The organism is Oceanobacillus neutriphilus, assembly GCF_014645515.1.
GTDB lineage: Bacteria > Bacillota > Bacilli > Bacillales > Amphibacillaceae > Oceanobacillus > Oceanobacillus neutriphilus.
Genome location: NZ_BMLW01000008.1, coordinates 184314 through 210092 on the forward strand (window position 1 = coordinate 184314; position 25779 = coordinate 210092).

At 39.4% G+C, this 25779-nt stretch carries 25 protein-coding genes and 3 pseudogenes; 24 read left to right on the forward strand and 4 right to left on the reverse strand.

What is annotated here, in order from left to right; translation table 11 throughout:
* Window positions 1-82 precede the first annotated feature (82 nt).
* The 6 genes and pseudogenes from IEX29_RS14495 (at window position 83) to IEX29_RS14515 (ending at window position 5584) form a co-directional block, all read left to right on the forward strand.
* Entirely contained in the window at window positions 83-1288 is a 1206-nt protein-coding gene (locus IEX29_RS14495; RefSeq protein ID WP_188735176.1) for a Bcr/CflA family efflux MFS transporter, read from the forward strand.
* Between the two features lie 275 nt (window positions 1289-1563).
* Window positions 1564-2844 (forward strand): phytoene desaturase family protein, encoded by a 1281-nt coding sequence (locus tag IEX29_RS14500; RefSeq protein ID WP_188735090.1) that lies wholly within the window; start codon window positions 1564-1566, stop codon window positions 2842-2844.
* 16 nt (window positions 2845-2860) lie between these two features.
* A complete protein-coding gene (locus IEX29_RS14505) occupies window positions 2861-3730 on the forward strand; it encodes an RNA polymerase sigma-70 factor (protein ID WP_188735091.1) in 870 nt (289 codons plus the stop codon).
* Between the two features lie 411 nt (window positions 3731-4141).
* A complete protein-coding gene (locus IEX29_RS14510) occupies window positions 4142-4405 on the forward strand; it encodes a CD3324 family protein (RefSeq protein ID WP_188735092.1) in 264 nt (87 codons plus the stop codon).
* 140 nt (window positions 4406-4545) lie between these two features.
* Window positions 4546-4937: pseudogene (locus IEX29_RS26755) on the forward strand (alpha/beta fold hydrolase).
* Between the two features lie 269 nt (window positions 4938-5206).
* Window positions 5207-5584, forward strand: a complete 378-nt coding sequence (locus tag IEX29_RS14515; RefSeq protein ID WP_188735093.1) for a winged helix-turn-helix transcriptional regulator — start codon at window positions 5207-5209, stop codon at window positions 5582-5584.
* On the opposite strand, the gene IEX29_RS14520 is transcribed toward IEX29_RS14515, so the two are convergent.
* Window positions 5581-6489 (reverse strand): alpha/beta hydrolase, encoded by a 909-nt coding sequence (locus IEX29_RS14520; protein ID WP_188735094.1) that lies wholly within the window; start codon window positions 6487-6489, stop codon window positions 5581-5583. The genes IEX29_RS14515 and IEX29_RS14520 overlap by 4 nt on opposite strands.
* Window positions 6490-6748: 259 nt before the next feature.
* Here IEX29_RS14520 and IEX29_RS14525 point away from each other — a divergent pair, with 259 nt between their 5' ends.
* The 5 genes and pseudogenes from IEX29_RS14525 (at window position 6749) to yedF (ending at window position 11765) form a co-directional block, all read left to right on the forward strand.
* Window positions 6749-7618, forward strand: coding sequence for an arylamine N-acetyltransferase (locus IEX29_RS14525; protein WP_188735095.1), 870 nt, complete (start codon window positions 6749-6751; stop codon window positions 7616-7618).
* A 1141-nt stretch (window positions 7619-8759) separates the two neighbouring features.
* Window positions 8760-9383 carry a hypothetical protein gene (locus IEX29_RS14530; protein ID WP_229720230.1) on the forward strand — a complete coding sequence of 208 codons (624 nt, stop codon included), beginning with the start codon at window positions 8760-8762 and terminating at the stop codon, window positions 9381-9383.
* Window positions 9384-9902: 519 nt separating this feature from the next.
* Window positions 9903-10307, forward strand: a pseudogene (locus IEX29_RS14535) (enoyl-CoA hydratase/isomerase family protein); the annotation flags it as partial.
* A gap of 17 nt (window positions 10308-10324) precedes the next feature.
* The gene (gene yedE / locus IEX29_RS14540; protein WP_188735096.1) at window positions 10325-11548 is read left to right on the forward strand and encodes a selenium metabolism membrane protein YedE/FdhT; all 1224 of its coding nucleotides are present in this window, start codon (window positions 10325-10327) and stop codon (window positions 11546-11548) included.
* A complete protein-coding gene (gene yedF, locus IEX29_RS14545; RefSeq protein WP_373290680.1) occupies window positions 11523-11765 on the forward strand; it encodes a sulfurtransferase-like selenium metabolism protein YedF in 243 nt (80 codons plus the stop codon). Before yedE ends, yedF begins: the two co-directional genes overlap by 26 nt.
* Window positions 11766-12224: 459 nt before the next feature.
* Here yedF and IEX29_RS14550 read toward each other — a convergent pair whose 3' ends face one another.
* Window positions 12225-13169 (reverse strand): hypothetical protein, encoded by a 945-nt coding sequence (locus tag IEX29_RS14550; RefSeq protein ID WP_188735097.1) that lies wholly within the window; start codon window positions 13167-13169, stop codon window positions 12225-12227.
* Window positions 13159-13284 (reverse strand): hypothetical protein, encoded by a 126-nt coding sequence (locus IEX29_RS27040; RefSeq protein WP_268239060.1) that lies wholly within the window; start codon window positions 13282-13284, stop codon window positions 13159-13161. Before IEX29_RS27040 ends, IEX29_RS14550 begins: the two co-directional genes overlap by 11 nt.
* Before the next feature lie 1350 nt (window positions 13285-14634).
* Here IEX29_RS27040 and IEX29_RS14555 point away from each other — a divergent pair.
* Window positions 14635-14865 (forward strand): PspA/IM30 family protein, encoded by a 231-nt coding sequence (locus IEX29_RS14555; protein WP_188735098.1) that lies wholly within the window; start codon window positions 14635-14637, stop codon window positions 14863-14865.
* Window positions 14852-15583, forward strand: a complete 732-nt coding sequence (locus tag IEX29_RS14560) for a hypothetical protein (protein WP_188735099.1) — start codon at window positions 14852-14854, stop codon at window positions 15581-15583. The genes IEX29_RS14555 and IEX29_RS14560 overlap by 14 nt, the downstream gene beginning before the upstream one ends.
* A 188-nt stretch (window positions 15584-15771) precedes the next feature.
* On the opposite strand, the gene IEX29_RS14565 is transcribed toward IEX29_RS14560, so the two are convergent.
* Window positions 15772-16311: a recombinase family protein gene (locus IEX29_RS14565; RefSeq protein WP_188735100.1), complete on the reverse strand. Its 540-nt coding sequence runs from the start codon at window positions 16309-16311 to the stop codon at window positions 15772-15774.
* Between the two features lie 104 nt (window positions 16312-16415).
* Between IEX29_RS14565 and mtaB the strand changes: the two genes are divergently transcribed.
* The 11 genes and pseudogenes from mtaB (at window position 16416) to IEX29_RS14620 (ending at window position 25746) form a co-directional block, all read left to right on the forward strand.
* Window positions 16416-17777, forward strand: coding sequence for a tRNA (N(6)-L-threonylcarbamoyladenosine(37)-C(2))-methylthiotransferase MtaB (gene mtaB / locus IEX29_RS14570; RefSeq protein WP_188735101.1), 1362 nt, complete (start codon window positions 16416-16418; stop codon window positions 17775-17777).
* A 111-nt stretch (window positions 17778-17888) separates the two neighbouring features.
* Window positions 17889-18554 carry a deoxyribose-phosphate aldolase gene (gene deoC / locus IEX29_RS14575; RefSeq protein WP_188735102.1) on the forward strand — a complete coding sequence of 222 codons (666 nt, stop codon included), beginning with the start codon at window positions 17889-17891 and terminating at the stop codon, window positions 18552-18554.
* A gap of 111 nt (window positions 18555-18665) precedes the next feature.
* Window positions 18666-18842, forward strand: coding sequence for a 30S ribosomal protein S21 (gene rpsU, locus IEX29_RS14580; protein ID WP_019377991.1), 177 nt, complete (start codon window positions 18666-18668; stop codon window positions 18840-18842).
* A gap of 14 nt (window positions 18843-18856) precedes the next feature.
* Entirely contained in the window at window positions 18857-19303 is a 447-nt protein-coding gene (locus tag IEX29_RS14585) for a GatB/YqeY domain-containing protein (RefSeq protein WP_188735103.1), read from the forward strand.
* A 287-nt stretch (window positions 19304-19590) separates the two neighbouring features.
* Window positions 19591-20868: an NfeD family protein gene (locus IEX29_RS14590; RefSeq protein WP_188735179.1), complete on the forward strand. Its 1278-nt coding sequence runs from the start codon at window positions 19591-19593 to the stop codon at window positions 20866-20868.
* A 25-nt stretch (window positions 20869-20893) separates the two neighbouring features.
* A pseudogene (locus IEX29_RS14595) lies at window positions 20894-21265 on the forward strand (flotillin-like FloA family protein); the annotation flags it as partial.
* 80 nt (window positions 21266-21345) lie between these two features.
* Window positions 21346-22341: a flotillin-like protein FloA gene (floA, locus tag IEX29_RS14600; RefSeq protein ID WP_188735105.1), complete on the forward strand. Its 996-nt coding sequence runs from the start codon at window positions 21346-21348 to the stop codon at window positions 22339-22341.
* A 40-nt stretch (window positions 22342-22381) separates the two neighbouring features.
* Window positions 22382-22918: a YqfB family membrane protein gene (locus IEX29_RS14605; RefSeq protein WP_188735106.1), complete on the forward strand. Its 537-nt coding sequence runs from the start codon at window positions 22382-22384 to the stop codon at window positions 22916-22918.
* 227 nt (window positions 22919-23145) lie between these two features.
* Entirely contained in the window at window positions 23146-23445 is a 300-nt protein-coding gene (gene yqfC / locus IEX29_RS14610; protein ID WP_188735107.1) for a sporulation protein YqfC, read from the forward strand.
* 109 nt (window positions 23446-23554) lie between these two features.
* Complete coding sequence (gene yqfD / locus IEX29_RS14615; RefSeq protein ID WP_188735108.1) at window positions 23555-24772, forward strand: sporulation protein YqfD; 1218 nt, start codon at window positions 23555-23557, stop codon at window positions 24770-24772.
* Between the two features lie 2 nt (window positions 24773-24774).
* Complete coding sequence (locus IEX29_RS14620) at window positions 24775-25746, forward strand: PhoH family protein (protein WP_188735109.1); 972 nt, start codon at window positions 24775-24777, stop codon at window positions 25744-25746.
* Window positions 25747-25779 lie beyond the last annotated feature (33 nt).

Sequence of the window (25779 nt, forward strand, 5' to 3'; positions counted from 1 at the left end):
TTTTAAAATTTTCTCTGTCTAATAGTATCTGCAATAAAGCTGTCAGGAGTGAGAATGATTGAAATTTGAAAGAGAAGTAACGATACAACATAACCCGACGGGATCAACCCGGTTGGGATTAGCATTGCTTCTCGGATTGCTGGCTTTTTTAGGGCCGCTTAATATTGATATGTATCTGCCCAGTTTTCCCGAGATTGCTCAAGATTTAGATACAAGTGCAACACTTGTTCAGGCGAGTTTAACAGCGTGTTTGCTGGGACTTGCGATCGGGCAATTATTTGCCGGCCCCATAAGTGATGCTCAGGGAAGAAGAAAGCCGTTACTGATTGCTACGCTCCTATTTGCTTTGGCTTCGGTTCTATGTGCTTTAGCTCCTAATATTGTGTTATTGATTGCCATGCGTTTTTTACAAGGGTTAACTGCCTCTGCAGGGGTTGTTCTTTCACGGGCAGTTGTACGGGATGTATTCAGTGGAAAGGCACTTACGAAGTTTTTTTCGTTATTGATGGTTATTAATGCGATCGCCCCAATGATTGCTCCGATGATTGGCGGTTTTATTCTATCGTTTAATTCAACCAGCTGGAAAAGTATCTTTTTCTTTTTAAGCATCGTCGGGCTGCTTATCGTTGTCATTGTAGCTATAAAGCTTAAAGAGACCTTGCCGCCGCATAAGCGTATCCCCAGTTCAGCAGGAGCTTCGGTAAAAACGATGGGAAGTTTACTGAAAGACCGCTCCTTTATCGGCTATGCCTTAGTCGTTGGTTTTATTCATGGAGGCAGCTTTGCTTACGTATCCGGGACGCCATTTATATATCAAGATATCTATGGTGTGTCTCCACAGATGTTTAGTATTTTATTTGGTATTAATGGGCTGGCGATTATTACCGGAAGCTTTGTTATTGGGCGCTTCAGCGGCATCATTCCAGAAAAAAAGCTGCTTCATACTGCTGTTGTAACTGCACTTGCAGCTACAACTTTATTACTTGCCATGACGATTATTGAAGGACCTTTAGCGCTGATCGTTATATTGATTTTTATTTATATGATTACAATGGGTATGATATTGACAAGTACTTTTACATTGGGAATGGCCAAACAGGGTCACCGGGCAGGAAGTGCGAGTGCTGTTTTAGGCATGCTTCCATTATTGCTTGGTTCCATTTTTTCACCGCTGGCGGGTATTACCGAGGCATCAGCGGTACCGATGGGAATTATTTTATTTTCAACAACGTTCATTGGATTTATCGTTTTCTTTACGCTTGTTAAAAAAGACGAGGTAAAGACATGAATGAAGACCCCGTAAGAAGTGGTCTTCTTCTGAGGAGGCTGAGGCGTTGCCCGCGGAAAGCGACTTCCCGCAGCGGACATCTCCTAGGCCAGAACACCAGTATTTTAAAGACCAAGTGATTTTCTTGGTTTTTTTAATACCTATTTACAAATATATATCACTCACCTAAGCTGATAAATATAAGAACAATTATTAACGAGGCACTTCTTCCATGATGCATGTCACAGAATCCTGACTTCAAACGTCTTGAGTATAGAAAAGAAGGAGGATTTCAAATGAAAAAGTTTGATGTTGTTATTATAGGCGGGGGAATATCAGGGTTAACTGCTGCGAATTATTTGGCTAAGGAAAGTAAGCGTGTCGCTCTACTTGAGAAATCAAATCAATTCGGAGGTCGTGCCATTACCAATCACGTCAATGGAATGTTGTTTAACATCGGTGGTCATGCACTGTTTACTGACGGAGAGGCCATGGATGCATTTAATGAGCTCGGCATCAGTATCCATGGCGGGAATGCCTTTGTTCAGGCTCACGGTATATGGAAAAATCAAGTGTACCCATTGGCGATGGGAGTTGGTTCACTTCTTAAATCTCCGCTGCTTTCATGGAATGAAAAAGTACAATTTGCACAACTAATGATTCGGATTTGGAAAATGAATGCAGGAAAAATGCCTGTCATGAGTTTAAGTGAATGGGCAGAACGAGAAATCAAGAGTCCGATGGTTAGGCACCATTTTTATACGTTGAGCCGAACGACAACCTATGCGTATGCCCCGGATTTTCAACTGATTGGTCCCGTATTAAAGCAACTTCAAAGATCTATGAGGAAGGAAGTTATTTATGTAGATGGCGGATGGGAAACGATCATCGCAGAACTAAAGAAAGCTGCAGAAAGTATGGGTGTAAAAATGTTCTACAGAAGCAGAGTGATGGAGATTGAACATAATCTCTATGTTCAAAAGGTGCATTGTTCTAACGGTGAATCGTTTGAGGCTGAAAATGTAATCATTGCTGCCCCGCCTGAAGAAGCCTGCCGCCTAATAAAAGGAGTAGAAGACACCTCTTTATTCAAATGGAAAGAGCAGGCCGTGCCTGTCACAGCAACTTGTCTGGATCTGGGCTTAAACCATTTACCGGATCCGGCTCATCAGTTTGTATTGGGGCTTGACCAGCCGATTTATTTTACTAATGAATCAAGAGCCGCAACATTAAGTAGCGGAAATGGAGTTGTTGTCCATTTGGTAAAATACCACCTTCCAGGTGATCACAGATATGATTCTCAAGCCAATAAAGAACAATTGGAACAAATGATGGATCTCCTTCAACCCGGTTGGCGAAAGGAACGGATTACGGAGCAATTTTTGCCGAGGATGACAGTTGTTCACGATTTTCCCCGTACGGATAGGAGGAGGGCGCCGGGGCCAGACGTGCCTGAAATCAAAGGTCTTTACGTAGCAGGAGATTGGGCGGGAGATGAAGAATTATTAACAGATGCATCAGTTGCGAGCGGAAAACGGGCAGCCAAGCATATTCTAAGAAACCATATTGTTGTATAAGAAAGGGGGGATTTCCGTGGAGACGGAACAATTGTACCGGACGTATAAATCGTTATTGTTTTCTTTAGCTTATCGCATGTTGGGAAATGTCATGGATGCTGAGGATATTGTTCATGAGGCTTTTCTGTTGTTGGAAAAAATAGATCATCCAGAAGAAATTCGAAATACAAAAGCCTATTTATGTAAAATCGTGACTAATCGCAGCATAGACAAATTGCGTTCTGCGGCGAAAAAACGTGAAGTGTATGTTGGCACCTGGCTTCCCGATCCACTTGTTGAGGAGTACTCAGCCGATCCCTCCAGTTTCTATATGACGAAGGAATCTGTATCCACTGCTTATCTTTTGCTGCTGCAACAATTGACGGAAGTGGAGAGAGCAGTATTCCTATTACGTGAAATGTTTCAATACGACTATGATGACATTGCTTCCATTGTCGGCAAAAGCAACGCCAATTGCCGGCAGATTTTTCATCGGGCAAAAAAGGGGATAATGCATAATCCAGATTCAATGAAGCAGGATTTCGGTCAATTAAGTGGATACGTGGAAGAATTTGCTCAAGCTGTGCAAGATGGAAATATGAGTGAAATCCTGGCGTTATTAAAAAAAGATGCCGTCTATTATTCGGATGGTGGTGGGAAAATTATTGCTGCTACCCGTCCAGTATACGGAGCTGAATACATTGCACGCTTTTTCCTGGGTGTCATAAACAAACTTCCCGAAGGCTTCTCAATCAAGTTTGCTAAGGTGAATGGGGGGCCTGGAATTGTCATCATTGTGAGTGGAAATGTTAAGTACGTCCTTTCTGTTGAAGTAAAGGACGAAAAAATCAGGTCGATTTATATGGTTGCTAATCCCGATAAATTAAGCCATTTAAAGGCGTTTTGACAAACTGAGGAGCAAAAACTGGCATTTGTATTTAGTAACATAAAATATTATCATTATAGGTAGTCAAGGTAAAATGATTAAAAGAAAAAAATCATCCAGTAAGCCGTCCTTTGTTGGATAAATGAGACGATTCTCCTGCAGGAAATTCCTATTGTTTGAGGGGTTTAATGAATTTTCTATTTTTTTCGTTCAATCATAACCAGTAATTTGAAGTTATCTCTAAATGGTAGAGGTGGTGATGGAAATGGCAGGCAAGATAAGAATGACAGATACCCGAAGTGCCCCATGCGAAGTCGATTACTGGAGGGCGAATCTTTGTATGGGGTGATTTATAAAAATCGCCTTGGTTTGACTTTCTAATACATTGGCTTTGCACCTTATTTCGTTAAAAAAAAATAAGGAGCTGGCAAAATGACGTATATTAAAGCAACCACAATTTTACCTGAAAAGCTGATATCAGAAATTCAAAAGTATGTTCAAGGAGAAACAATATATATTCCTAAACTTAAAACCTCTCATCAAAAATGGGGTACGTGTTCTGGAACAAGAAAGTGGATCGATGATCGAAATGCTGTTATTAAAAAAGCATTTCAAAACGACAGGACGATTGAGCAATTAGCCGATGAATATCATCTTTCTGTAGAAACGATTAAAAAAATTGTTTACTCAAAATGAAGAACACTAAAACACTGATCGACATCATGATCAGTGTTTTTCAATATGGCGAGTTTGCTTCTCAGTTATTATCTGCATTTTATATTTTCTATTGATAGTGTAAATTAAAAGCAAATAATAGAAGAAAGGATGAATTTCTAATGACCGTAATAAAAAATGGAACATTACAAGTTCCCGGAGCAAACATCTACTATGAGATACGTGGCTCGGGTCCGATGCTATTTTTGATCCATGGTGGGGGTGGTGATGCGGATAAATTTCAACATATTTCACTAAGTATGAGATTCCGGGAATTCTTAACTATACATTAAATATCGATAGAATAAAAACAGCGTTAGAATCTACATCGACTCAGATTCTTCCAGCTGGCGGAATTGATTCTCGGGATTTTTTTCCTTATCGCTGTGCAGTCGCCTTAACAGAGCAGTTAGGAAGGGAGGTTATTGAATTTCCTGGAGGTCATGGGGGTTACAACTCAATATTGCATAAAGAATTTGCTAACAAATTGAATAACGTTTTAGTGAATTGTTAGAGGAAATCTAAATTCTCATAATATACAAGAAAAGTTGCAGAAGATCAAAGGTAGCAAATAATTAATTTTTTACAAATTTCTTATCGATCTTGAAAGGAAAAGTAGCTTAATTCAATATAGAAATCACAATATTTTTGAGACACATTTTTTCCTGATTTGATCACGTTTAAGGCGTTTTTATTCAAAAAATTTGTTGTTGACTTTTTTTAGGGCCAGCGTATTATATAGATAATTCACTAATACATGTATAAAAAAGGTTGGTGCTTATAATGTATCAAGAGGAATCACCGTGTCATTATCGGCGTGCTCTTGAAGTCGTATCCAGTAAATGGACAGTGCTTGTATTCTATGAACTAGAGCAAGAAACATTACGTTACAGTAATCTACTCCAACGAATTGAGGGGATAACCAAGAAGATGCTGACCCAGACTTTGCGTCAGCTTGAGAGAGACGGCCTTGTCCACCGCCATGAATATGAAACTGTCCCTCCCGCTGTAGATTATTCTTTGACGTCACTGGGATTGACCTTAATTGAACCGATGAGAGTTCTGCACCGATGGACGGATGCACATTACGATTCAGTTCTCGAATCAAGAAGAAAATTCGATAGCGCACAAGAACATCAAAATAATCCGAAAAAGAACTAACATGTAGACAGCTGATCGCGAATGACATCGTAAACATCATTGCCATCATTGAAGACATCTGTCATGGCATAAAACAAGTGAATCATTCCATGGTATCTTCTCATGGTCACCCTCACACCATTTTCGATCAGCATTTGTCCGTACTTTTCCCCTTCGTCCCGTAATGGATCAAGCTCAGCTGTGATGATCAAAGCCGGAACGACATCCTTGACATCTCCATACATAGGAGAAGCGAGTGGATTTTCTTGATCATCCGGTGAATTTAAATAATGTAATGCACAGTAATCCAAAAGGGCTGTGGTAAGAAAGTACCCATCTCCATACTTTTTCTTTGAATCGTTGTCCCCCTTCCAATCCGTTAAAGGACATAACAGTACTTGATATTGAACAGCTATAGAATTCTTCGTACGCGCTTGCTGCGCTACAACCGCAGCCAGTGTCGCACCAACACTTTCCCCGGCAACTGCAATGCGTTCAGCGTCTAATCCGTATTGTTTCGCATGCGAGGACAGCCATTCTGCAGCGTAAATCGCTTCATCGACTGGCACTGGGAATTTATACTCTGGTGCAAGCCGGTAATCTACCGACACAATTACTCTTCCTGTTGAAGCAGCCATTTTGTGGCACATCGGGTCATAGTCGTTCATTCGATTAAATACAAAACCACCTCCATGAAAAAACAGGATAACAGGCAGATCAGAATCTCCTGACGGCCGATAAAGACGAACAGTTAACTCTCCGTGCGGCCCCTGTAATACAACATCCTCAACAGCAGAAATGGGAATATCTCCGGTGATGGCTGTGGCCACGGCAGCCTTACGAATTTCTTCCGGCGTCATAAGATGCATTGGCGGGAACGATGCTATCTGGTCCAAAAATTGTTTTGTTTCCTTAGGTATTGACATTGGTATTTTCCTCTCTTTTGATTTTTTTATTGCATGTTGCAATTTCACTATACACAATGTGCAATGCCTTGATAAGAGGGCACTTTAAAGTGCCCTCTTATCAAAATTTGATCCATGCTTTAGGGTAAAGGTATGACAAGTAACAAACTCAATGAAGAGAATTAGGCAAAACACAAAGAAAATGACAGAAGAGTTTAGTCATTTTCTTTTGTTACTATGCACGATTTCAAAAGCAGGTCAAATAGGATAGACAGGGAGTGTGATTGATATTATAAATCATAAAAATTTACCTCAATGGGCCAAGGATTATTTACGTTATATTCAAATTCCAGTCAGAGAACCTTCACTGCCATATTTAACTGAAGTATGTACAGCGCATTTAAAGCGAATTCCCTTTGAAAATATTAGTACGCTATTGCAATTTGATGAATATCATCAAAAAGGCAGATTAATTCAAGATGAAAAAAAGTTTGTTAGACAGTTATATCAATATCAAATGGGGGGGACATGTTATATGATTAACAGCAGTCTTCATCAATTGTTAAAGCAACTTGGCTTCCAGTGCCGTTATACTTTTTTGGGCGGTGGGCATGTTGCTCTGCTCGTTCAGCTTCCGAATGAAAATGAAGAAATGTATGTTGATCCCGGGAATGGAGCTCCTTTTTTTGAACCAGTTAAATTAGAATCGGATCCCATGAATCGTTCGCAATTTGGTGGAATTGAAGTACAACTTCGTCCAATGGATGAACCTGGAACGTATAAATATTATCGTTATGTCGATGGGAAATTACTTAATCATATGATTTGGTCTTTTGACACTCGGAAAAACTATCAATTTGATGATTTTCAGCCAGCAATCCAAAAATATTTCCAGCCCAATGGTTTTTTTACATCTGATTTACGTTGTCAAATTTGGCAACTGGAGCAAAATCGTTCACTTTCCCTAGTCAATAATATGCTAAGCATTCGATATAGCAATGGGGAGGTTGAAAAACGTGAATTAGCCGATCTTTACGATATTCGAAGTGTTGTCAATAATGAATTTGGTCTTCCCAAATTGCCTGTTGAGGATGCAATAGAAGCTTTGGAAAAACGGGGAGTAAATATTTTTAAAAACAATAACAACTAATTTCTTATCAGTTTCAAAGTCCGCTCATAATATATTTTCATTTAGAGAGCCAATCCCGTAGTATTTTGAACTTTCGAATGAGAGAAAGGCCGCTAGTATACTGGAGGCGTTGCAGTCAGAGCACCTCCTGCTATGCGAAGATGAAATCCTGCTGATGGATAAAAAAGTACAGTTGTCGTTCAATCCAGTGGATCAATATTCACTATTAATAATTATTATACAGGTGGAGTGCTCACTTGTTCCATTTGATTGGAATGGAAGATTTTGAAACCATTTGAGTCCAGGGAACAGCTGTTTTGGGCGGGAGTGAAGTATTACAAAAAGGGTATAAAGAAGTACTGGTTATTATGTAGCTATTGCAATAGTGACTGCATTAGGTTGATTTGGAAAATTAAATAAGAAGTAGGCTGTTTTACAAAATAAAAATTCAGCAATCAGGTGAGCGCGACAAATTCCGTTATAAATATAGATTTGAAATAAAGGGCGATAATTTATAATAAAGTTTGATACAATTACATTAAAAAGCTAAATTACAATATTTCCGCAATCGGTCTATATTGTTAACAATGGGAAGGCTGTAAAGAATTGGGTTTCTTTATTAAATATATCGTTGTTCAATTCCTCCGTAATGTAGTTGCCGACCATGAGATCAAGTAACAGATTATAAAGAACAGCAATCTGGACTGGACGATTGACCGTGCTCCCAGTTTAACAAATGGCACCCAGGCAGGAGGGTACAGAAGCGGGGAACCATTGAACAGCATTCCTGTATTCCAACGAGCTCACGTGCGGATCTTGCTGATTTCATGCTTATGCAACTGCATGTCACGAGTAATATAGGAAAGGCGCCGCGAGTCATAATATTGATATTGCCTTTTCTTATCGGTGATCTCTCAAATTTACCTTTTGCAATAATAGTAACTGCTGAATATGATTTACTCCAATAAGAAGAGACATATGTTAATCGGTTAATTTTAAAAATATAAGGTTAATCTGCATGAGACTGTTACTAAAAATGTGTAAAAAAGTTTGATCAAAAAGTTCACCAATTGGGCCAACTAATGGAATAAGCGGTAAAAAGATTTTGAGGTTTAGTTAAAAATTGAGCAGCTATTTAAGTAGAAAATACAGGAACGGGAGCGTGTTGCATTTGTCAGAAGTTGTTGTTTCAAAAGCAGCATTAAGAGGGACGGCTACAGGTGTTTTACTAATGACGTTTTTTGGTACGGCGTGGGCAGGAATTGGGATTGGGGGGCTTCGGGGATGGGGAAATCCTTGGTTGCCAGTTTTTGTCATAGTCATTGGTATTGTTCTGTTTGTTTGTGGGTACACGTTGATCAGGTCATCTCAAAAGCTGCCAGGTTATTCACGCAAATCAGGTATTCAGCGTTCGAAGCGAATAGGCATGTGGTTTAACATTATCTTTGGACTTGAATTTATATTGGTCGCTGCTGCTGGTGTAATCTGCGGCTCCATCAATCATTTTGAGTATTTCTTTCCTGTGATGACGCTTATTGTCGGAGCACATTTTCTTCCATTGGCTTATCTTTTCAAAGTCAATGTCTATTATATTACTGGTGCACTTTTGTGCTTTCTTTCGATCATAACAATACTCTTTGTACCCGTAAATTTAAATCTTTGGAATCATGAGATTATTGCGTGGTGGTCATTTACTGGCTTTGGGTCATCGTTAATATTATGGGGAACTAGCATCATTATTTGGCTTATTGGCAGAAAAATGCTCAGATTAGCTAAGAATACTTGATAAAGTTGTTATAAATGTTCTCCGTGTAGGTAATTACTTCAATCTGGCGCTTTAACGGAATAAAGGTTATGTTTCAATGCTAAACTGAGGGAGAGAAGGAAGTATATACACCAACCATAAAAATACATAATGGATGAATAATTAACCATAATTTAGCCCAGAGAGGATGTCGTCTCCCGATGAAAGTGATGAGTAAAAACCTGTTAATAGCAGAAACTGTAGAGCGCCAAACAATGTAACTCTGAGGGGAGAGAGAAAATGAACGTAAATTTCTGGAATAGTGCAGCTATTGCATTAGGTGATTTAGAAATGCAAATAATAAATAGTGTTTTTTACAAAATAAGAATTTTGCAATCAGGTTCGCGCGAAAAATTTTGTTATAGGTATAGCTTTGAAATAAAATTTGGCAATTTGGAATAAAGATTGATACAATTATATGGTTAAGCCAAATTATAATATTTCCGCAATCGGACAATAGTGAATAATTCATAGGTAAGCGAAGGATATGTTAAAGTTGGATTAGTTCCAGGAGATGGCGGGGCGTACTTTTTACCACTTATAGCAGGTGAAGCAAAAGCATTTGAAATGATATGGACAAGTAAATTTATTTCTTCGGAGGATGCATTAAATATAGGATTAACTAATCATATTTATTCTAAAGAAGAATTTATGGAACAGACATTGAAATTGGCAAGACAGATTGCTGAAGGACCACAAGTTGCAATTAGAATGACTAAAAGAGCCGTCCGCTATGCCGGAACGATGGAATTAGAATCAGCTTTAGATTTGATATCTTCTCACTATTCGATAATTAAAGAGACAGAAGATCATAAAGAAGGAATATCAGCATTTAAAAAGAAAAGAAAACCTATATTCCTAAAAATTAAGGAAGTATTATTAAAATTATATAGAATGATTTATTAGAATAGGCAGGGAAGAATATGAATATTATAAAAGCAATATTTCAAAATTACTGGAATCCATATGTCGCACTTGTTCTGGCCGGAATTTTCAGCGCCATTTATTTCGGTATTACTGGCACCGTTTGGGCAGTAACAGGCGAGTTCACCCGCTTAGGAGGTCACGTCCTGCAGTTCTTTGGTGTAGACATTTCAGACTGGGCATATTTTGACCTGGTACATATGCAAGGCTCTTCGTTTTCAAGATCTGATGGCTGGATTGTTTGGGGAATGTTTATCGGCGCTTTAATGATGGTGCTTTTTAGTAACAATTTTAAGATTCGTATCCCAAAGCAAAAACGGCGCCTGGTACAGGGATTAGTTGGCGGGGTCATTGCCGGATTTGGTGCACGTCTCGCGATGGGCTGTAATTTGGCAGCTTTTTTTACTGGCGTTCCTCAATTTTCCTTCCATTCGTGGATATTTATCGTTGCCACAGGGATTGGGACCTATCTAGGAGCAAAAATTACAAAAACAAAATGGTGGAAAGGCAAACCTTCTTTAACAAAAGGAAGCAAAAATCCATCTGCTGAAAAAAATAGAAAGATTCAGCCTTACGTTGGCGGGATTATCGTACTGATGTATATAGGGCTCATTTTATTTTTCTTTATAACAGGTAAATCATTGCTCGGTATTGCGGCAATTTTTGGTGCGATTTTTGGTATATTAATAGAAAGAGGGCAAATTTGTTTCACCTCTGCATTCCGTGATTTATGGCTGACAGGTAGAGGCGTGATGGCAAAAGCAATCATTATTGCCATGGCAGTAAGCTCTGTCATTACTCTGTTTGTTATTGTCTACTATGGCATGGAACCAATTACACAAATTGCTTCTATGGGTACCTTTATTGGTGGTTTACTATTTGGTCTTGGCATTGTTCTGGCAAGCAGCTGTGAAACAGGCATGATGTACAGACTAATGGAGGGCCAAATCCTCTATCTGGTTGTATTCGTAGGGAACATTATTGGAGTTACAGCACTTGCTTATGCTTGGGATCATCTTGGTGCTTATAATATACTTGTTGCGGGTGGATCCAGAATTAATTTAACTGCTGCCATCGGCCCTGTTGGAGCTATTATAGCAACTCTCTTAATGCTTCTAATTGCTTATATTATTATCGTTATATGTGAAAAAAGGTATTATAAAACATATAAATTAAAAAATAGAAAGGAAGATTATATTGGAACAGATAAAAGCGCAGGTTGATTATACATTAGATTTAAGAGGTGAATCGTGTCCATACCCAGTAATTTATTCACTTGATGCACTAAAGGATATGAACAAAGGGGAGCTTCTACAAATTATAACTGATTGTCCATCCTCTTTTAGAAATATTCCTGAAGAGGTAGTCAAGCATGGATATGAATTGGCTGCTAATCCGGTTAAAAATGGACAAGAATATTTATTTTATATTTGGTCTTAAAAAAGGAAATGTTGAAGGGGGGTTCAAAAAGCATCTGCTTAAATAATAGTTTAGTATAATAATGACAGTTTATAATTCTAAATGAAAATTGAATGGTAGCAAATTTTTATTTTAATGAAGTTGGTGATTAAGTTGGCACCACCATTCGATATTACAGATTACATCCTTAATCGTATTATTGATTAAAACTTACAGGAGAATTAAAATTTGAGTATGAGTGAAATCTTTATTTGAAAAGATTTCACTCTATCCAGTCAACTTTGGCAATTGAGAATAATATTACGTTTTTTTCATTTTTTTGCTCCCATGATTTTGGGATTAACAGTATATTAAATCTAAATCCAATAAAATGATTAGCAGTAGTAAATAAAAGATTATATAAACTTCATAGCGAAGTAGTGAGTAGGGATAACTAATGCACTACTTCACCAAATGTTGACGCAGGAACCCCGTTGGCTGTCATGGCCGCGGGGGTCTGTTCTCTGCTGTCCGGTCTGGATGACGGAGCCATGCGATATGAGTCGCGATGAGATTGATTCCCACCCAGAACAGCAGCACAACGACAGCCGCTGCACCGTCGTTCACGGTGTGGGCAAGGGCGTCAAATGGCAGCCGCTCCGCTTGTGACAGGTATGTCAAAATCACAATGCCAATGATAAACGTGATGACTGCTGCGATGAATGTCGTCCAGGGTCTAATCCCACGAGCACGTACTAGCCACAGCACCGCAATCAGAAACATGAGCAGTGGTACGATCAGCCCGCTCCAGCCAATTCTGGACTCTACTTCATCACTGGTGATCAGAAACCGGAGGACCAGGCAGCCAGGCAGGGCGGTAATGCCGCCGATCATCGCACCAGCAGGCCATGAGAATCTTCCTCGAACAACGACCATTGCGATAAGCACGCTTGTTAGACTCATTGCAGGGGCAGCCCACTGTATGTCGGGAAAATTCACTTCAGGCAGGCAATCCATCGCTGCATATTGCTCTTGCGTCCTCGCACACTTCCGCACCGCGTCGGCACCCGCATCAATGAAGGAAGCATGAGCTGACTTGAGTCTCCAGACCATCCAGACATATACGCTGAACGACAAGACACCTGCACCAGCAGCACTGTATGCGAAGACTCGCTGTGCGGCTGGTGCACGGCGCAAAGTGCTTGCCGTATCAGCCAGAATCACTGCAACCGCCGTCAAGATGACCCAGAAAATTATCAGCTCTCGAGAGGGGAAGACGACAATACCTTCCAGTTCGCCGGGATCGCCATCGAGCAGAGCTGGAAGCGATACAAGGAGCATCCCCAACGCAGAGGCAGTGAGAAGCCACACGGAAAAATACCACCCAAGAGACCTCGTCGGCTCAGTCCGGTCGCTGGTCATCACGTTGTCTTGATCATTGGTCATTGTCATTGCCTCCTATCCACAGGCCATTGTATGACTGATTAATAGTTTCTCCAGCCTTTATTTCTCCAGACAGTAAGTAACCTTGAATTATTTGTTGAACTGCATTAGGGTGCATGTTGCCTCCTCCTTTGTGGTGTACTGTCTTGATTAGAAAATGCTTATAAAGCATTCGCAAATGAAGTTAAGCTGTACATTCCTTAGTGACACACAAATAGAGTCCTTCTGTAATCCGACTGTTTCCATGTAAACCTGTAAATAATAAAAGCAATTCTTTACATTGCTATATTATTCTTTATAATAGGATTTGGAAAAATTTTTGTAATATTTTTTCTATTAATAAATTGAATTTTTTTATTCGATTATAACATAAACATAACTTGTAATTTTATAAACAGTTATCAATTAATCGTATCAATGGCTTTTGCTCTTGATATTTACTTTTTAAGACCAAATTCAGTTATGAAGATGTTCAGTAGAGGTCTTATATAAAACTTCTCTGTCTAGTGAAAGTCTTGTTTAACCATAATTTCTTTTGTTAATATAGAGACAATCCACAAAAATGAACGGAGTGTTTAAGAAGGAGAAGGTTCTATAATTTTGCTAAAGAAGAACTAGCAAAAGAAAAACATGAAAATTATGGCATGATGAGCTTGAGTGGGAGAAATGAGAGCTTGAAAATTTAAATTATCAAGAAATGAAAAATTGCTTCAAAGCAGATAATTTTAAATTATCTATACGATAAAGATGAAACTGCAATGCCACCTGAAAATATTGAATTTTTAGCTCGAGAAATACGGGTAAAGAAATAACTATGTATAGTGAGCATGGGGAATCTCTTCTTTTTAATGATGGTGCCGTGGGGGGAGCTGTTGTTTTTCCATCAGGATTAAGAAATGGCTGCTATGAAGTTTGTGGAACATACGAAAACTTGAAGCAATGGTGAGAAAAAGTTACAAAGGTTGAAATTCAACTAGTTGATGACGACGAAGAAAGATTATAATGTAATTTATAAGAACCATTCACCTTTTGATGTGAAGATAGAAAGGTTCTTTAGTATTCTATTTCTAATCTTTTGTGATAATATAAGATACGATGAAGTTTTTATAAAAATTTTAATGAAACGATGATAAATAAATGGCTGAAAAGCTGCCGAAAACCGTCAGTTTTCATACTTTCGGTTGCCCTCTAGTAAACTCACTTAGGATTGCTACAGAATTTAGTAGTGTCAAGGCATAGAAGGGTTGTGGAAATTACCTCAAAAATTCCTTCTTATTGGTTTTTTTCTTTGAATAATACCGAATAGCTGCCACATTATTTTTCAGAAACATACCTAAAAGCACTTAAGAATAAACGTCTATTTCCTAAACTATCTGGAGAAACGCCTCAAACGAAACTATTTGCAAAATCAATCGTATTTCATACTGTGAACAAATCGTACATTACTTATTCTAAGAGGAGGATTTGTATGTTTCAATTATATAATAGAATGAAAACCAATGTCATTTCAGAATTGAATACAATGACTGATAAGGCAGAAGATCCGGTCAAAATGTTAGAACAATACCCGATAGATATGGGGAAGGATATTCAAAATAATGAAGAATTATCAAAAAAAGCACTGAAAGATAGAAGATACCGGGAAAAATCGTATGAATCTTTACAGGCTTCATGGGAGCATACAGATGAAGTTGCCTGATATCGGGCCGGATCCACTGCCTCCTTCCATGTGGGCGCGGAGTGTGTCTCGGTATGAGCCACACGGCCTCGATGTGTTGGAAGCCCACGTGGTCGCGCATCGAATGAATGCGTCTAAGTGGACGAAGAGTTCGGCTCTGCAGAAAATCTGGGCGTTTCTCGTCGGATTTGTTCCTTGGCTGGCGTCGATTGGCGGGTTTGCTGCGCTGTTGGGCGATGATCGTGCAATCCGTCTTGGGCGTATGACCCCTAGGGACGCGGGAGACATTCCTTTCGCTTCTGTCTGCTACGCAATTGCAGCGCTCGGCGTGGTTGTGCTGCTTGTGGACTGGGTGCGGGAAGGGCGCAAGCGGACGCCTGGCCTACGTCTGACCATGACGATTGTCTTCGTGTTCGGCGCACTCGGGATTCCCGTGGCGTACACGCTGGCGGCTCGCGAGGGTGTGGACATGGGCCTCATGATGTTGCCGGCCTACGTGATGATGGGCCTTGCCATCTTGCTGTTCATTCTCGTCCAGATGTCGCCTCTCCCGGAGATGAAGGTGCAGGAGATTGCTCTTGAGGATCTTGACGAGAAGACTGTCAAGCGTCTGCTGATGCTACGCAGCCGGGCTATCGACACCCTCGTGCAACGAGGCCTGATTAATAGCGATGCCGTTGACATCAAGGCGCTAAAGGCGCGCCCGCTCGGTCGTTTGCACATCGAGGACGACACATGAATATCAGAAGTTTAGCCTTACCTCATTAACAGAGCCTTCTCATAGAAACAGAGGCGTATGGGCAATCGCCCTCGCCTTTGAGATAGAAGAGTGGGGGAAATCACCCCCAAATCCCTTTTTTATTGTTTCCTTTTTTAAAAGTAATACCGAATAGCCACTGAGATACCGCGTCTATCAATTAAACCCTTTTAAATTAATTCATTTAATAATTCAGTAGTTGCAACCCGATTTAGATTTGTAAGGTTTTGAAGGTCTATCCTTTTTGCAGATCCATGTTCTTTTAAATATTGTGGAATTGTATCCTCAAAATTTTTGTAGTATAACCTTTGTTTGCTTCTATTTTTTTGCTTTTCAATTATATGACTATCTAAAGCAGCAAACAGTATTTTACCACATTTGCCACAATACAATTTCTTACTAAATATATGATCATGTTTATTTTCCCGTTGAATGTGGAGATTTCCTCTGTAATTACCATCTAATATTTTTCCAACACGAATAAACTCTTCCTTGGAAATAATACTTTCATGATTATTTTCTTTAACAACCCATTCCTTTTTGTCTTTCTTCCTAGTGTCTTTTCTAAGGAACAATATATCAGAACTTTCAAAGTGGCAAGTTAAATGAACAATTGAATGAGTGTTCAAATGAGATGGCGGAATTAATAGAAGAGTCCTCTTTGAAGAATAAAGTGGAATTAATTGTTTAAATAAAAAATCATTCATCATATTTAAGATAGAAAGGTTCTTTAGTATTCTATTTCTAATCTTTTATGATAATATAAGATACGATGAAGTTATAATAAAGATTTTGATGAAAGGATGATATATAAATGGCTGAAAAATTGCCAAAAACCGTAAGTTTCCATACACTCGGTTGCAAGGTAAATCACTACGAAACTGAAGGCATTTGGAGAATGTTTAAAGAACAGGGTTATGAACGTGTAGACTTTGATCATGATGCGGATGTTTATGTTATCAATACATGCACAGTTACCAATACAGGCGATAAAAAGAGCAGGCAGACAATCCGCCGTGCAATCAGAAATAATCCTGATGCGGTAGTCTGTGTAACTGGATGTTATGCGCAAACCTCTCCTGGAGAGATTATGGAGATACCTGGTGTTGATGTCGTTGTTGGTACGCAGGAGCGTAAAAACATCTTTACTTACATTAAAGAGCATGAAAAAACAAAAGCTCCTGTAAACGGAGTATCAAACATCATGAAAAATCGTGTGTTTGAAGAAATGGATGTTCCTGTTTTTACAGACCGCACACGGGCATCGTTGAAAATTCAGGAAGGCTGCAATAACTTCTGCACATTTTGTATTATTCCCTGGTCAAGAGGTCTGCTTCGCTCCAGGGACCCTGAAAATGTGATTGGACAGGCAAATAAATTAGTAGAAGCAGGGTATAAAGAGCTTGTACTTACAGGAATACATACGGCAGGGTATGGAGAAGATTTAAAAGATTATAATTTTGCAATGCTCCTTGAAGAACTGGAGCAGGTGGAAGGCTTAGAACGCATCCGGATCAGCTCTATTGAGGCTAGTCAAATTACGGATGAGGTTATCCGCGTTCTGGACCGGAGTACAAAAATTGTCCGCCACTTACACATTCCATTACAATCTGGATCAGATACGGTATTAGCCAGAATGCGCCGTAAATATTCGACAGACTTTTACCGTCAAAAAGTGAAAAAGATACAAAAAGCACTGCCGGGATTAGCAATTACCTCGGATGTCATTGTCGGATTTCCTGGTGAAACAGATGAAGAGTTCCAAGAGACGTATGAATTCATTAAAGAAATCGGCTATGCCGAGCTTCATGTATTCCCGTTCTCCAGAAGAACTGGTACGCCGGCAGCCAGAATGGATAATCAAGTAGAAGATGAAGTGAAAGAAAAACGCGTCCATGACTTAATCTCATTATCTGATCAGCTTGCAAAAGAATATGCCTCTAAATACGAAGATGAAGTATTGGAAGTAATTCCAGAGGAGCATGCAAGTGAGCAGGAAAATAATCAGCTTATTGGCTATACAGATAATTATATGAAAGTACAATTTGAAGGTTCACCGGATTTAATTGGTAAAATTGTTAAAGTGAAAATAACAGAATCCGGCTACCCTATTAATAAAGGTGTTTTCGTACGGGTGATGGATCACGCCACACATATTGCAGAAAAAAACGCATAAAAAAAGGATGTTCAAAAAGTACAATAAAAATGACGCGGCAAATTTCTGCCTTGAACTTCTGGGACCTGTTTATCGTACTTTTTGAACACGCATAAAAAGGAGATATTAATTATGAATTTAGCTTCTTATATTGACCATACATTATTAAAACCAGACTCTACGAAGCAGCAAATCGCAAAAATTGTCGAAGAAGCAAAAGAAAATAAATTTGCATCCGTTTGTGTAAATCCGCATTGGGTTGTCTACTGTGCAAGCGAACTAAAGGATTCTCCGGTAAAAGTATGTACCGTAATTGGTTTTCCTCTGGGAGCAACAACGACACAGACAAAGGTTTTTGAAACGAAAGAGGCGATTGAAAATGGCGCAACAGAGGTAGATATGGTTATAAATATTGGAGAATTAAAAGCAGGAAATGAAGCACTGGTTAAAGCGGATATTAAAGCTGTCGCAGATGCTGCAAAGGGAAAAGCTTTAACGAAAGTAATTATTGAGACAGCTTTGTTAACAGATGAAGAAAAAGTGCTTGCCTGCAAATTAGCAAAAGAAGCCGGAGCAGACTTTGTGAAAACATCAACCGGTTTTTCCGGAGGCGGTGCAACTGTTGAAGATATCAAATTGATGCGGGAAACAGTCGGACCTGAGATGGGAGTAAAAGCATCTGGCGGGATTCGTGATTTAGAAGCAACGGAAGCAATGATTGAAGCAGGGGCAACACGTATTGGTGCTAGTGCCGGCGTGGAAATTGTTTCCGGTAAAGAAGGAACTTCAGATTATTAATAAATAACCATTGACCGTTCGGAAGGTTTATATTATACTTTAAAAAGGCATGAAAGTATGTTCATGTCAGCATTAAATATGGTTTTGTGCTTCGGAGGGAGGGAAATTAGCATGTCAAATACAACTCGCGTTCGTAAAAACGAGTCTCTTGAGGATGCTCTTCGTCGCTTTAAGCGTAGTGTATCAAAAAGTGGTACATTACAGGAATATCGTAAACGTGAACACTATGAAAAACCTAGTGTACGCCGTAAGAAGAAATCTGAGGCTGCTAGAAAACGTAAATTCTAAAGAAGGTGTAACGTATGACGCTACTTGATCGATTGAATCAAGATATGAAGCAGGCGATGAAGAACAAAGATAAAGAAACCCTTAGCGTTATTCGCATGGTAAAGGCTTCTATTCAGAATGAATCGATTAAGCTTGGAAAAGATACTCTATCTGAGGACGAAGATTTAACTATTCTTTCGAGAGAAGTTAAGCAGAGAAAAGATTCCCTCCAAGAATTTAAAAATGCTGGAAGAGAAGATTTGGTTGAAAAGACCGAAAATGAATTGGATATACTTGCACGGTATTTACCAAAACAGCTTTCAGATGAAGAATTAACATCGATCATTCAGGATACAATAAAAGAAGTTAATGCTGCCTCAATGAAAGATATGGGGAAAGTAATGGGTTCCGTGATGCCAAAGGTTAAAGGACAGGCTGACGGTACTAAAATTAAACAAATAGTCGAGCAGAAATTGCGATAAAAAAACCAGCCCACATTTGGGTTGGTTTTTTAATTTGAATTTAAAATATAGTTTACTATAGGAATCCATTTAATACATAAAAGAATTTTCTAACTTGAATATTAGATGAAGCTTTCTATTCCTTTAAAAGGTATGGTACTATCAAAGTATACCCATCCACGAAAAATGAAACCTTTTATGAATTACTTTCGTAAATATAGATAAGGTGGAGGATGAGGGGGTGATTCAAGTTGAAAAGACATTGCAGGCGGTTGGCTGTATACATATTTTTTGTGTCAGTTTTAACCATGGTATCGATTTTTACAGGGAAAGAGGCAGAAGCCGAGCAGGGTCAGGGTGAAACAGTATATATTATTCCGATTGAAAATGAAGTGGAAAGAGGACTTGAAGCTTTTATTAAACGGGCTACAGAAGAAGCTATGGAAAATGGTGCAGATCACATCATTTTTGAAATTGATACTCCTGGAGGACGTGTAGATTCTGCGGGGCAAATAGGCTCGCATATTCGAAGTCTAACTATTCCTACTACATCGTATATCGTAAACGAGGCGTTATCCGCCGGTTCTTATATTGCCTTATTCTCTGATAATATTTACTTTAATCCGCATGCAACAATGGGAGCAAGCGGCGTCATCAATCAGGATGGAACAGCAGCTGATAAAAAAGCACAATCCGCCTGGCTTGCACAGATGAGAAGTGCTGCAGAATCAAACGGCAGAGATCCTATTTATGCAGCAGCGATGGCAGATAGCAGTATTGATTTACCGGAATATGGAGCTCCTGAAGGAGAATTTTTAACTTTAGGGCCGCGTCAAGCGGTAGAAGTAGGTTATGCGGAAGGAATTGTTTCTAATCGCGCTGAACTTCTCGAAGAACTTGATCTTTCCGAAGCAACCATTGTAGAAACGGAAACGTCTATTGCAGAAGAATTGGCAAGATTTCTGACACATCCGGTGGTTATACCTATTTTGCTTTCTGTTGCCAGTATTGGGCTGATTGTTGAGCTGTATTCTCCTGGATTTGGAGTGCCGGGGAGTTTAGGGTTACTGTCATTGCTATTGTTCTTTTATGGTCATATTGTTGCCGGACTGGCTGGAATGGAGGCACTTCTACTCCTTATCATCGGTATTGGCCTGATTGTAGCAGAGTTCTTTGTCACTGGGGGTATATTAGGTGTTCTGGGAATTGCTGCAGTGGTCGGATCGTTATTCATGTCAGGGTATGATATGGTACACATGTCAATGAGTATAGGTATTGCCTTTTTAATCGCTGTGATTCTTGCTATCATTCTGTTTAGACGAATTGGTATGGATAAAGGGATTTTTCGCCATATTATTTTAAGAGACAGTACAGCAACCGAACAGGGTTATGTATCCTCAGTAAACCGCTTAGAGCTTGTCGGACTTGAAGGAAACTCATTAACACCGCTGCACCCTTCTGGATTGGTCGAATTAAATGATGAAACCATTGATGTTGTTTCTGATGGAACTTATATTGGCAAAGGGAAAAAGGTCAAAGTAATTCGAGTGGAAGGTGTTCGTGTCGTAGTCAGGGAAGTCAAGTGATCTAAAAATACCAGGAGGAGCATACATGGATAACGAGATTATCATGCTGCTTTTTATTCTTGCATTTATCGTGGCTTTAGGAATCCTGTTTAGATTTGTGCCCCTGGCGCTTTGGATTAGTGCCTTGGCGGCAGGAGTGAAAATCAATATTTTCACATTGATTGGTCTGCGTCTGCGTCGAATTGATCCCAAATATATAGTTAATCCGTTGATTAAAGCACACCTGGTAGACATTGATGTAACAATTAATCAACTGGAAAAACATTACTTGGCAGGCGGCAACATTGAAGATGTAGTTAATGGATTGATTGCTGCGGAAAGGGTTAATATTGATTTATCATTTGAACGTGCTGCTGCGATTGATTTAGAAGGCAGTAATGTACTTGAGACAGTTAAAAACTTAAGGTAATTCGCGTAGAAGGTATTCGTATCGTAGTTAGGGAAATAAAATAATTATTTATATTAGGAGGAAATTGCATGGAGGGTGAAATTTTAATGCCGCTTATCATTATTGCGGTTATCGTTATTGCTTTAGCCATTTTATTTACTTTTGTTCCAGTTGCACTATGGATTAGTGCCCTGGCAGCCGGGGTGAAAATCAGCATCTTTACATTGATTGGTATGCGTCTGCGTCGCGTTGTGCCAAATCGTGTTATTAACCCGCTTATTAAAGCACATAAAGCCGGGATTGATGTGAAAACCAACCAGCTGGAAAGTCACTATCTGGCTGGCGGTAATGTAGACAGAGTAGTAAACGCACTGATTGCTGCACAGCGGGCAAATATTGATTTATTATTTGAACGTGCAGCTGCTATCGACTTAGCAGGGCGTGACGTATTAGAAGCGGTGCAAATGAGTGTAAATCCGAAAGTAATTGAAACGCCATTTATTGCAGGTATTGCAATGGACGGTATTGAAGTAAAAGCATTGGCAAGAATCACAGTACGTGCGAATATAGATCGCCTGGTCGGTGGTGCCGGTGAAGAAACAATCATCGCCCGTGTCGGTGAAGGTGTAGTAAGTACAATCGGTAGCTCTAATGCACATACAGAAGTATTAGAAAATCCGGATATGATTTCTCAAACTGTATTAAGTAAAGGTCTTGACTCTGGAACAGCGTTTGAAATATTATCCATTGATATTGCTGATGTGGATATCGGTAAAAATATCGGAGCTATCCTGCAAACTGACCAGGCTGAAGCTGATAAGAATATTGCGCAGGCGAAAGCCGAAGAACGTCGTGCAATGGCTGTAGCCCAAGAGCAGGAAATGGTAGCCCGCGTACAAGAAATGCGCGCGAAAGTTGTGGAAGCAGAAGCAGATGTACCACTTGCATTAGCAGAAGCATTGCGTTCCGGTAAAATGGGCGTTATGGATTATATGAACTACCAAAACATTGATGCAGATACAGATATGCGTGATTCTATCGGTAAACTTTCTAAAGATAACAAGGATGACGATCAAAACAAGTAATTAAAATAGGATGTTAAAATGACAAAAAAGGAGGGGGCATATGGACTGGATATTCGATAATTTATTTCTTGTTATTATTATTATTTCCGGGTTAATCACATTTCTTGGTGATTCCAAAAGAAGACAAGAAGAACAGAAAAAGAAGCAGTCTACACCTCCACAAAATCAGACGCAGACCAGGCAAAGACAGCAGCGTTCTCCGCAAGAGATGAGGACGAGGCAGCAGACTCAAAGAAAAAGAGAGCAGCCTCGTGCAGAGCGCCAAGTCTATCGAGAAGGAGCGCGTCCGGATATATCTGCCGGGAGCATTGAAGAACAGCAGAAAAAACAAATGGAACGTTTGGCAAACCGGTATCAGACTTCTTCCCAAGATTTAGAGAACGCCGAGCAGAAGTTTAAAGATTTGATGGTGAATCGTAATGTTGAAGAAGTAAATCCGGGGAAACGTGAAATGAAAAGGCGGATTTCCGGGAATTTAGACGGAAAAGGATTAGTAAACGGAATTATTATGGCGGAGGTTCTTGGATCCCCCCGTGCTAAGCAGCCGTATAGAAGTATTGTGCAAAAAAGAAAATAAAAATCACATTTATACCCTGGATAACATATCTATATTATCCAGGGTATTTCTTTGTTTAAAGAGGATGTTCAAAAAGTACTCAAGTCATGTCGCCTTGACCTTCTTACTTCTAATTCGGCTTTTTTGAACACGCACTTAAAAGATGTTATTCAGAAGGCTTCTTTCCTTCTAAAACTGGTTCTGTTCAAAAGATATTTTACATATGTATCAATGAGGGGGGATCATCATTGAAAAAATGGCAACAAAGAATCCGTTCGCTTTTAATGGAGCAATTCTCTCTTCCATCCGATGTTGTTATGGAGATGCCGCGTATAACAATCATTGGACATTTGCATTTCTATATTGAAAATCATCAAGGTTTGGCCCTATATACAAATGAAGAGCTAAAATTAAAGGTGGCCAATGGTTTTGTATGTATTAAAGGGCACTCCTTTGTGCTTAAAATGATGCTGCCAAAGGAGATTATGCTGGAAGGAACCATTTCAGAGGTACTCTTTTTAAATCATGAAGGTGGGAAAGAAGAATGATTTCTTCAGTATTAACAGGCCTGCAAAGAGTTTCTTCATGAAAAATAAGAGCTTGTATAGAAACCATCATTGTAGGAAAAGGATATGAGACGAGCCATAGGAGGTTGAAATGAAAAAAGAAAATTCGCCAACTATACGTGCATACATTACTGTTCAGATTAGGGGAGCCAGGCCGGAATTGTTTTTACAAAAATGTGCCGTCAAGGGTATTTTTATTTGGGATGTTAAAAAAATAGAAGATGATTGCTGTCAGGCTACTATCATGTTCAAGGATTTAGGGGCCTTACGAAAAATAAGGAGAAATTCTTTATATAAAGTTTCTTTTGTTGATCGAAAAGGCTTTCCATTTTTCCTTTCGAGACTCTGTAAAAAAAGATTTCTGATTATCGGTATTTTCATTGGCTTTCTCTTTTTTTTCGTTTTATCTAATTTATTATGGTCGGTTAAAATAACTGGCGTCCCAAAAGAAATTGAAGAAAAAATAGAAACAGAGCTTGAAGCCTTTGGAATACATCCGGGTGTCTGGTTATTTTCCCTTGACACACCAACAGATATACAGCGCCAGCTTTTAAATGAAGTGCCTGAGCTGCTTTGGACAGGTGTGAATCTTCAGGGAACAACCCTGCACCTGGAGGCTGTTGAAAAAACAATCGTAGAAGAGCTGCCTCCAGGGGAGCCGAGAAATTTAGTAGCAACGAAAAAGGGAATTATTACTAACATGTATGTTTCTAAAGGACGAGCTATGGTAAGTGTGAATGATTATGTTGTTCCTGGAAAGGTTTTAGTTTCCGGTAATTTAAATACAGAAGAAGGGGAAAATAATACAGATGCTGAAGGAAGCCAGAGACAGCCTATCGCTGCAGAAGCAGAAGTAATAGCAAATACGTGGTACGAGGTTCATGTCAGTATTCCGCTCCAATATCAGGCCGAAAAGATAACAGGTGAACAGAAAAAGAAACATTATTTACGTTTTGGAGATGTTCAGCTTCCTTTCTGGGGATTCAGAGATCCGGACTTTATATATTCTCAGGAGGAACGGAGGGAACAGCCTATTCATTTTTTGAAATGGGAATTGCCTATATCGTATGTTTCTAAAGAAATAAGTGAGACGGAGAAAATAGAGGAACAAAGATCAAAAGAGGAAGCGATTGAAGCTGGAATCCAGCAGGCAAGAGCACAACTGGAAAACGAACTTGGTCCGGAAGCCGTAATATTATCAGAAAAGATTTTACATGAACATACAGAGCATGGTAAAGTTGAATTAGTCTTATATCTTTCTGTAGAAGAAAATATTGTAAAAGAAGAACTTATAACTCAAGGAGACTGATTATGCCCGAAAACTTAGTGGATATTGATTTACAATTAGAAGGTGCCAATGAAGCGCTTGCTTTATTTGGTGCTAATGATAAGCATCTTAAACAGCTGGAAGCTTTACTTGGAGTAGATATTATATCCAGAGGCGAATTAATTCGTGTTTCTGGAGATGAACAGGCTGTGCAATTGATACAAGAGATTCTCCTGACAATTTTGAGCGTTATCCGGAAAGGTCAAACCATTTCAGAGCGGGATGTTGTTTATGCAGTAGAACTCGCAAAAAAAGGTAAAATAAAACAATTTGAAACATTATTTGAAGATGAAATCACAAAAAATTATAAAGGGAAATCAATCCGTGTAAAAACACTTGGACAGAAGCAGTATATCCAGGCTATCAAGTCTAAAGATTTAGTATTTGGGATTGGCCCGGCCGGTACAGGGAAAACATATCTGGCTGTTGTTATGGCCGTTCATGCGATGAAAAATGGACTTGTGAAAAAGATCATTTTAACCAGACCGGCAGTAGAAGCAGGGGAAAGCTTAGGTTTTTTACCAGGTGATTTAAAAGAAAAGGTAGATCCCTATTTAAGACCTCTCTATGACGCCTTGCATGATGTGCTGGGTACTGAGCATACAGCGCGTTTAATTGAAAGAGAAACAATTGAAATTGCTCCATTGGCCTATATGCGCGGTAGAACATTAGATGATGCTTTTGTCATTTTAGATGAAGCTCAAAACACAACGCCGGCACAAATGAAAATGTTTTTAACCCGCTTAGGGTTTGGGTCAAAAATGATTATTACAGGAGATATGACACAGGTGGACCTTCCCAGAGGGGTAACTTCCGGACTGAGGGTTGCGGAGCGTATGCTGGCTGTAATCGACGGATTGGCCTTTGTACATCTGCAGGCTGCTGATGTAGTCCGGCATCCGCTTGTTCAAAAAATTATAAATGCTTATGAAGCTGAAAGTGAGAATGAAGGATGAGACAGGGAAACGTCTCATCCTTGTTGTACATAA